The 9264-nt window shown below is 72.2% G+C and carries 7 protein-coding genes; 4 read left to right on the top strand and 3 right to left on the bottom strand.

The window, feature by feature from the left end:
• Positions 1-201 precede the first annotated feature (201 nt).
• Both ACXJKL_RS07705 and ACXJKL_RS07700 read right to left on the bottom strand, forming a co-directional pair.
• Positions 202-1713: an ATP-dependent DNA ligase gene (locus tag ACXJKL_RS07705; protein WP_457206475.1), complete on the bottom strand. Its 1512-nt coding sequence runs from the start codon at positions 1711-1713 to the stop codon at positions 202-204.
• 306 nt (positions 1714-2019) lie between these two features.
• Entirely contained in the window at positions 2020-2889 is an 870-nt protein-coding gene (locus ACXJKL_RS07700) for a tryptophan 2,3-dioxygenase (RefSeq protein ID WP_457206474.1), read from the bottom strand.
• Positions 2890-2939: 50 nt separating this feature from the next.
• Here ACXJKL_RS07700 and ACXJKL_RS07695 point away from each other — a divergent pair, with 50 nt between their 5' ends.
• From ACXJKL_RS07695 to ACXJKL_RS07685, 3 genes are all read left to right on the top strand, one after another.
• Positions 2940-3893 carry a DNA-3-methyladenine glycosylase family protein gene (locus ACXJKL_RS07695; protein WP_457206473.1) on the top strand — a complete coding sequence of 318 codons (954 nt, stop codon included), beginning with the start codon at positions 2940-2942 and terminating at the stop codon, positions 3891-3893.
• A gap of 84 nt (positions 3894-3977) precedes the next feature.
• Positions 3978-5699, top strand: coding sequence for an FAD-dependent oxidoreductase (locus ACXJKL_RS07690; RefSeq protein ID WP_457206472.1), 1722 nt, complete (start codon positions 3978-3980; stop codon positions 5697-5699).
• Entirely contained in the window at positions 5696-6592 is an 897-nt protein-coding gene (locus tag ACXJKL_RS07685; protein WP_457206471.1) for a hypothetical protein, read from the top strand. The genes ACXJKL_RS07690 and ACXJKL_RS07685 overlap by 4 nt, the downstream gene beginning before the upstream one ends.
• On the opposite strand, the gene ACXJKL_RS07680 is transcribed toward ACXJKL_RS07685, so the two are convergent.
• Positions 6552-7796 carry a phospholipase D-like domain-containing protein gene (locus ACXJKL_RS07680; protein WP_457206470.1) on the bottom strand — a complete coding sequence of 415 codons (1245 nt, stop codon included), beginning with the start codon at positions 7794-7796 and terminating at the stop codon, positions 6552-6554. The genes ACXJKL_RS07685 and ACXJKL_RS07680 overlap by 41 nt on opposite strands.
• A 118-nt stretch (positions 7797-7914) precedes the next feature.
• Here ACXJKL_RS07680 and ACXJKL_RS07675 point away from each other — a divergent pair.
• Positions 7915-9264 (top strand): DEAD/DEAH box helicase family protein (locus ACXJKL_RS07675; protein ID WP_457206469.1); only part of this gene is annotated, 1350 nt, incomplete at its 3' end.

The following is a 9264-nucleotide window of genomic DNA, read 5'->3' as shown; positions in this document are numbered from 1 at the left end:
GGTCTATGTGGCGTCCGAGGTGGCCGCGCAGCGGATCGCCGCTGCTGTCGCCGCGGGTGGGACCGTCGTCGATGACAGCGACGCGCCCTCGCTCACCGTGATCGCCGACCAGGACGGCAACAGGGGAGTCGTCTGCGCTGACGCGTCCGCCGCGGCCGACGGGTGAGCCTGCGACTCGGGTGACGTCGAAGGCCCCCGGAGCTAGAGCAGGTGCCGGCGCACGTCCTCGATGGTGTCCGCCTCGTGTGCCTGCTTGTCGTCGCGGTAGCGAAGGACCCGCGCGAACCGCAGGGCGACCCCGCCGGCGTACCGGGTCGAGCGTTGAAGACCGTCGAAGGCGATCTCGACGACCTGCTCGGGCCGGACGTGGACGACGTACGCGCTGCGATCCGTCGGCGAGGTGGCCAGCTCGGTGAAGCGCTCGGTCTGCCACGCCAGCATCTCGTCCGTCATGCCCTTGAACGTCTTGCCCAGCATGACGAAGCCTCCGTCGGCGTCCCGGGCGCCGAGGTGGATGTTGGACAGCCAGCCCTGGCGTCGGCCGCTGCCCCACTCGACGGCGAGCACCACCAGGTCGAGGGTGTGGACCGGCTTGACCTTGATCCACCCGGCACCGCGGCGACCCGCCTCGTAGTGGGCGTCCAGGTCCTTGACGACCACGCCCTCRTGACCGGCGGCCAGGGTGGCGTCCACGAACTCCTGCGCTGCCGCGGCGTCGTCGGTGACCAGCCGGCCGACGCGGTGCTGCTCGGGGACCAGGTCGTCGAGGACCGCGAGACGCTCGCGGCCGGGCTCGTCGAGGAGGTCGCGGCCGTCGACGTGCAGGACGTCGAAGAAGTACGGCGCGACGACGCCGCCGCCCGTCTGTGCCGTGYGCGACGACGTCTCCTGGAACGGCCGCGGGCGACCGTCCTCGGCCAGCAGGAGCGCCTCGCCGTCGAGGACGAACCGGTCGGCCGGCAGCGACCGAGCGATCTCCACGACCTCGGGCAACCGGCCGGTGATGTCGTCGAGGCTGCGGGTCACCACGAGCACGTCGTCGCCGTCGCGGTGCACCTGGATCCGGATGCCGTCGAGCTTGGCGTCGATCGCGACCGGTCGGCCACGCATCTTGTCCAGCGCCGCATCCACGTCCGGTGCACTCGAGGCGAGCATCGGCAGCACCGGGCGGCCCACCTCGAGGCCGATGGCAGCCAGCGCCTCCTCGCCCCCGTCGAAGGCGGCGACGGCCGCGGCGAGGGTGCTGCCGGCGAGCATCGCCCCGCGGCGTACGGAGGCCAACGGCACCTCGGCGACCGCGGCGACTGCCTCCTGGACCTGGGCGTCGAGCGCGCCCTGCCGCACCTCGCCGGTGACGAGGGCACGCAACCACGCCTGCTCGTCCGCGGTCGCGCGGGCGAAGAGGTCGGCGACGGCCGCCTTGCGGAGTGCCTGTGACCCGGCACCGGCGATCAGGCTGATCCGGTCGAAGGCCTGGTGCACCTCGCCCACCGTCAGCGTCGGCTCGTCGGCGGGCTCGGGCAGGTCACTCACCCCGCGCCATCCGAGTCCGGTCCGCCGCTGGCGCAGGGTGCCCCCCAGGTAGGCCACCACGGTCTCGAGCTCGTCCGGCTCGGCCCGCCGCAGCGCGGCCGCCAGCGACTCGGCCTTGGCCTTGCGGGAGCGGGTGGCGCTCACGGCCTGCGAGGTGGCGACGAGGTCGGCGAGGAGCATGGGGCCATCCTGCCCGGCAGCACCTACACCTTCGACGAGGTCGTGATCTCTCCCGTCGAGGTCCGCGACACCCCGACCAGGTGGCTCGTGGCGTCCGCGCGGCTGGCCACCACCCCGCCTGGTGCGTGCTCGTGGACCGGTCGCCCGGACGGCCATGCGCGGTGACCGCGCTCGCCGGCACGTGGCGGGGCACGGAGCTGGGTGCGCTGGCACCCGTCGACCCGCCCTGCCGGTTCGGATTCTCCTCGACTCAGCGCGGGCCCTCGGTCACCACCGTGGTGACGACGATCGAGCGCACCGCTCGACTCACTCCCCGACGCGCGTGCGCACCGCGAACAGCTCGGGGAAGAACGTCAGGTCCAGCGCCCGGCGCAGGAAGTCGACGCCGCTGGAGCCGCCGGTCCCGATCTTGTGGCCGATGGTCCGTTGCACGACCTGGAGGTGACGGAACCGCCACTGCTGGAAGTTGTCCTCCACGTCGACCAGCTCCTCGCAGGTCTCGTAGATGCCCCAGTGCTCGGACGGGGCGGCGTACACGGTCGCGAAGACGTCGACCAGCCCGGGGGAGAGGGTGTGCGGGACGGTGACGTCGCGGTCGAGCAGGTCGGCCGGGACGGCGTACCCCTGGCGGGCGAGCAGCCGGAGGAACTCGTCGTACAGCGACGGCTCGGCGAGGAGGCCGGACAGTGCGGCCTGCGCCCCGGGGTCGTGGCCGAAGACGCGGACCATGTCGGCGTCCTTGTTGCCGAGCAGGAACTCGACCTCGCGGTACTGCGCGGACTGGAAGCCCGACGAGGTGGCCAGGAAGGGCCGGATCTCGGCGTACTCGCTCGGGGTGAGGGTGGCCAGCACGGCCCACTGGTCGGTGAGGACCCGCTGGATGTGCTTGACCCGCGCCAGTCGCTTGAGCGCGGGTGCGAGGTCGTCGGAGGCCAGCAGGTCCCGTGCCGAGCGCAGCTCGTGGACCATCAGCTTCAGCCACAGCTCGCTCGTCTGGTGCTGGACGATGAAGAGCAGCTCGTCGTGCTGCGGCGGGTCGCTCTGCGGCCGCTGGGCGGCCAGGAGCAGGTCGAGGCGCAGGTAGTCGCCGTACGACATCTGGCTGCTGAAGTCGCGCTCGATGGTCGGCTCGATCTCGCGCCGGTTGTCGGCCCGGCCGGCCTCGGATTCACCCATGGCAGGACCGTAGCCGCTCCCGGGTCGGTGCCGTCGTCTACCGTCGCGGTGTGGGTGAGGCACTGACCAGGGAGTGGCGACCGGACTGGCCCTGCGCCGCCGCGTCGGTGCTCGGCCAGCAGCGTCGCGGCGCCGGTGACCCCACCCAGCGCACCGACCTGCGCGGTCGCACCTGGCGCGCCACCCGCACCCCGGACGGTCCGGCGACCCTGTGCGTGGAGGCCCGTCCCGCCGACGGCCTGGTGATCGGTACGTCGTGGGGCCCGGGTGCGTCGTGGGCCCTGGACACCATGCCCTCACTGCTCGGCGCGGCCGACGACCCGCAGGACTTCCAGCCCCTCCACCCGGCCGTCGCCGAGGGATGGCGGCGACAGCAGCACTGGCGCCTCGGGGCCAGCCGACGGGTCATGGAGGCACTGGTGCCCTCGATCCTGGAGCAGAAGGTGACCGGCAAGCAGGCGTTCGGCGCGTTCCGCCAGCTGGTGCTGCGCCACGGCGAGCCCGCCCCCGGTCCACCGCAGGTCGTCGGGGACCTGCGCCTGCACGTGCAGCCCGCCCCGGCCACCCTGGCCGCCATCCCGTCGTGGGAGTGGCTGCGGCTGGGTGTGGAGCCGTTCCAGTCCCGGGMGCTGGTCACCGCCTGCCGGGTCGCCTCCTCCCTCGAGCGGCTCGTCGACGCGCCGCCCGAGGAGTTCGACCGCCGGCTCCGCTCGGTGCGGGGGATCGGCGTGTGGACCAGCGCTGAGGTGCGCCAGCGGGCGCTCGGCGACCCCGACGCGGTGAGCTTCGGGGACTACCACCTGGCCAACCACGTCGGCTGGGCGCTCTTCGGCCACGACATCACCGACGAGGAGATGGCCGAGGCGCTGGAGCCCTACCGGCCGCAGCGTGGCCGGGCCGCCGCTCTGGCCTGCGCGGGCGGTCCGACGCGACCCCGACGGGGACCGCGGATGAGCGTGCCGACCCACCTGCCGACCCGCGGCACTGGGCGGCGTACGCCCTGACGACCCCCAGAAATGGGGAAGCGCCGCCCCCCGGGGTCGCGCGTAGCGTCGGGGCCACCACTGGAGGTGCGGGGAGGGACGGCCTTGGACGACGTCGACCCTGTCCTGCTGCTGGCCACCACCGACCCCGCGTCGCGCGACGTCATCGGGTCGGAGCTGCGCCGGCGGTACGGCGGCGACTACGAGGTCGTCGTCTGCGCCGACTACGCGCACGCCCGAGCGGTGCTTGAGGGGCTCCGCCGTTGGGGACGCCAGGTGGCCCTGGTCATCGGCTGCTACGGACCGGGTGACCGCGACGGGATCGACTTCCTGCGACGTGCCTACTCCCTCCACCCCTCCGCCAAGCGGGTCGTCGCCGCGGTCTGGGGAGACTTCGAGAGCACGTCCACGGTGTTCTCGGCCATCGCGCAGGGCCATGCCGAGCTGCTGGTGCTCCGGCCCGAACGCCGCCGCGACGAGGAGTTCCACGGCGCCCTGGTCGACGCGCTCGACGACTGGCACCTGGCCCAGGGCATCGGTTTCGAGGCGGTGCGGCTCATAGGCCAGCAGCGCGACGAGCGCACCCACTCCCTGCGCGACTCCTTCGGCCGCAACCACATCCCGCTCGCGTTCCACGACGCCGACACCGAGGCGGGCCAGCGGATGCTGGCCGACCTCGGGCTGGAGGACCCGGCCCTGCCCGTGGTCGTCCTCGCCTTCACCTCGCCGCCGACCACCCTGGTCGCGCCCACCGACCTGGAGATCGCCGACGCCTTCGGCCTGACCCGACCGCCGCCGGCCGACCACGTGTACGACGTCGTGGTCGTCGGCGCCGGGCCGAGCGGCCTGGCGGCTGCCGTCTACGCGTCCTCGGAGGGGCTCTCCACCCTGGTGGTCGAGCAGCTGGCGGTGGGTGGGCAGGCCGGCACCTCGTCGCTGATCCGCAACTACCCCGGCTTCTCGCGCGGCGTCAGCGGCGCGCACCTGGCCTACCGCTCCTTCCAGCAGGCATGGGCCTTCGGGACGGAGTACTCCTTCATGCGTGAGGTGCAGGGCCTCGGCGCCGAGGGCGCGGTGCGCACGGTCTCGATGTCCGACGGCAGCGTCGTCCGGGGCAGGAGCGTGGTCGTCGCCACCGGTGTCGACTACCGCCGCCTCGACGTCCCCGCGCTCGAGTCGCTCGTCGGGCGCGGCGTCTACTACGGCGCCGCCGTCTCGGAGGCCCCGTCCATGGTCGGCCAGGAGGTGTACGTCGTGGGCGGCGGCAACTCGGCCGGCCAGGCGGCGCTGCACCTCGCCCGCTACGCCCGCCAGGTCACGCTGCTGGTCCGGGGGCCGTCGCTGGCCGCGAGCATGTCCGACTACCTCATCGCCCAGCTGGAGGCGACCCGCAACGTCGCCATCCGCTACCGGTCGGCCGTCCTCGGCGGTCGTGAGGCCGACGGCTGCCTCACGGGCCTGACCATCGGGGACCCGCGTGGCGGGGACACGGAGGACGTGCCGGCGTCGGGCCTCTTCGTGCTCATCGGGTCGGTGCCCCGGACCTCCTGGCTGCCCGCGGAGGTCATGCGCGACGAGGCCGGCTTCGTCCGTACCGGTCCCGACACCGCCCCACCGGACGGCACGGCGCCGGGCGACGGCCGGCTGCCGCTGGAGACCAGCCTGCCCGGGGTCTTCGCCGTCGGCGACGTGCGGGCAGGCTCGGTCAAGCGGGTGGCCACCGCCGTCGGCGACGGCGCCACGGTGATCGCGCTCCTCCACGGCTACCTGGCGGCGCACCCCGTGGCCCCACCGGCGGTCACCGCCCCGACGGGGGACGGCCCGTGACCGGCCGCGACCTCGCCGTCGTCCGGCCGATGCGGGTGATCCTGGTGGTGGCCGCGGTCCTCGTCTTCCTGGCCGGCCTCCAGCTCACCGTCTTCCCGCTGCGCACCGCCGACTGGTTCGCCTGGACGATCGAGGTGCCGATGACCGCGGTCTTCCTCGGGGCGGCGTACTGGTCGAGCGCGGTGCTCGAGATCGCCGGTGCCCGGGCGGCGGGGTGGGGCACTGCGCGGCTCACCGTGTGGACGGTGCTGGTCTTCACCTCGCTCACGCTCGTGGTGACCCTCGTCCACCTCGACGCGTTCCACCTCGGTCCCGGCTTCGCCACCAGCGCCCGACTCGTGACCTGGGGCTGGCTGGCGATCTACGCCGGCGTGCCGGTCGCGATGCTCGTCGCCCTCGCGCTGCAGGCGACCTCACGGATCCCCGCCCCGCGATCGGCCCTGCACCCGCTGCCGCGTGCCCTGCGGGTGCTGCTCGTCGTCCTGGCCGTCGCGCTGCTCGCGGGCGGGGTGGTCCTGCTGCTCGCCCCGGGCCGGGCCGCGGACGGGTGGGCGTGGCCTCWCACCGACCTGACGGCCCGGGCGGTGGGCGCGTGGCTGGTCGGCCTGGGGTGGGCGGCCGCCCACGCCTTCCTGATCGACGACGTCGACCGGGTGCAGCCGCTCGGGCTCACCGGTGTCGCGTTCCTCGTCCTCGAGACCGTCGCGCTGCTGCGGTACGGCGATGCGCTGGACTGGTCGGGCGGGCCCGCCGTGGCCTTCGTCATCGGCCTCGCCGCGGTCGGTGCCGCGGGGGCCTGGATCCTGGCGCTGGGCCGGCGCGGACGGCGTACGGGTGTCGGCGACGACCGCGTCAGAGCAGGGGACGCAGCGGGGCGAGCACGTACTCGGTGAACTTGCGGTGCAGGTCCCGCGCCTCCCACTCGCCGATCGTCAGCTCCAGCGAGTTGGACTGGTCGGTGAGGAAGATCTCCTCGAGCACCGAGGCCATCGACTCGTCGATGACCTCGACGTTGATCTCGTAGTTGCCCTGGAGGCTGAGCCGGTCGACGTTCGCGGTGCCGACGGTGGACCAGTTGCCGTCGATGGTCGAGGTCTTGGCGTGCACCATCGCGTCGCGGAAGCGCAGGATCCGCACCCCGGCGTGCAGGAGCTGGCCGAAGTAGCCGCGGGAGATCCAGTCCGCCACGATGTGGTTGGACTTGAGCGGCAGCAGCAGGCGCACGTCCACTCCCCGGCGCGCGGCGTCCCGCAGCGCGTCCACGAAGTCCTGGTCGGGGATGAAGTAGGCGTGCGTCATCCAGACGTTGCGGTTGGCCCGGTTGATCGCGTCGAGGTACATCGACCGGATCGGGAAGACCCACAGCCGCGGCACGTTGCGCGCGAAGCGGATCCGCGGCTCCCACACCGACGCCGTCTCCAGCAGCAGCGGGCGCTCGGAGCGGCCGATGCGCTTGCGGCGGTTGAGGTTCCAGAAGTCGGCGAAGGCGCGTTTGAGGTCCCACACCCCGGGGCCGGTGATCCGGACGTGCGTGTCGCGCCACTCGGTGGCGTAGGCGGTGCCGATGTTGTAGCCCCCGACGAAGCCGACCTCCTCGTCCACGACGAGGATCTTGCGGTGGTCGCGGCCGTAGCGACGCAGGTCCCAGAAGCGGAACCCGGCCGAGTAGACCGGGTAGCGCAGCACCTTGAGCGACGCCGGGAAGCGCCGGAAGCGCGGCGACACGACGAGGTTGGCGAAGCCGTCGTAGATGCAGTAGACCTCCACGCCACGGTCGGCGGCCGCGATGAGGGCCGCCTTGAAACGCTCCCCGACCTCGTCGCCCTTCCAGATGTAGGTCTCGAAGAGCACCTGCTTCTGCGCGCCCTCGATGGCCGCGAGCATGTCGTCGTACAGGTCCTGACCGAAGGTGTACGTCGTGAACGTGCCCTCGCCGACCTCGACGGTCTGCGGCGGCGTCACCGGGAACGGCTTGGGCTTCTTGCCCCGGCGCCGGTAGGAGTCCACGAGCGAGAGCGCGACGGCGAGGAGCACCTGGAACCCGAAGATCGACAGCAGCGTCCGGCGGACGACGGTCAGCACTCGGGCGGGAGTCACGGGGACAATCTAGCGACGCCCACCGAGGGGCGTGCCGGTGTGCCGCCCGCGGTCGTGGTCCCGGTCCGGCGGCGCCGCCGCGGATGCCGTTGTCGGTGCTCGGTCGTACGCTCGACGCATGCGTCCAGTCACAGACCTCGAGCGCCGCGTCGCCCCCTTCAAGGTCGTCTCCGACTACCAGCCGTCCGGTGACCAGCCGGCAGCCATCGAGGAGATCACGCAGCGCATCCAGGGCGGCGAGGAGGACATCGTGCTGCTCGGTGCCACCGGCACCGGMAAGACGGCCACGGTGGCGTGGGTGGCCGAGCAGCTCCAGCGGCCGATGCTGGTGCTCCAGCCCAACAAGACGCTGGCCGCACAGTTCGCCAACGAGCTGCGCCAGCTCTTCCCGGACAACGCCGTGGAGTACTTCGTCTCCTACTACGACTACTACCAGCCCGAGGCCTACGTCCCCCAGACGGACACCTACATCGAGAAGGACTCCTCGATCAACGAGGAGGTCGAGCGGCTGCGGCACAGCGCCACCAACAGCCTGCTGACCCGCCGCGACGTCATCGTGGTCAGCACCGTGTCCTGCATCTACGGCCTCGGCACCCCCCAGGAGTACGTCGACCGGATGCTCCGGCTGCGCGTCGGCGAGGAGCACGACCGCGACTCGATCCYGCGTCGCCTCGTGGAGATCCAGTACACGCGCAACGACATGGCCTTCACCCGGGGCACCTTCCGGGTCCGCGGCGACACCCTCGAGATCTTCCCGGTCTACGAGGAGCTCGCCGTGCGGATCGAGTTCTTCGGTGACGAGGTCGAGCGGTTGATGACCCTGCACCCCGTCACCGGTGAGGTCATCACCGAGGACCAGGAGCTGCACGTCTTCCCGGCCACCCACTACGTCGCCGGCCCGGAGCGGATGGAGCGGGCGATCAAGGGCATCGAGCTCGAGCTCGAGGACCAGCTGGCCATCTTCGAGCGGCAGGGCAAGCTGCTCGAGGCCCAGCGGCTGCGGATGCGCACGACGTACGACGTCGAGATGATGCGGCAGGTCGGCTCCTGCTCCGGCATCGAGAACTACTCGATGCACATGGACGGTCGCAGCCGCGGCTCGGCTCCCAACACGCTGCTCGACTACTTCGCGGAGGACTATGTCCTCGTCGTCGACGAGTCGCACGTCGCGGTGCCCCAGATCGGCGGCATGTACGAGGGCGACATGTCCCGCAAGCGCAACCTCGTCGACCACGGCTTCCGGCTTCCCAGCGCCATGGACAACCGCCCGTTGAGGTGGGAGGAGTTCCTCGAGCGGATCGGCCAGACGATCTACCTCTCGGCCACGCCCGGCAACTACGAGCTCGACAAGGTCGGCGGAGTCGACAACACGGTCCAGCAGATCATCCGCCCGACCGGCCTCATCGACCCCGAGGTCGTGGTCAAGCCCACGAAGGGCCAGATCGACGACCTCATCTACGAGATCCGC

It is taken from the genome of Nocardioides sp. P5_C9_2 (assembly GCF_054049555.1).
The sequence above is the reverse complement of the archived record's forward strand: the minus strand, read 5'-3'. Positions and strand labels throughout refer to the sequence as shown.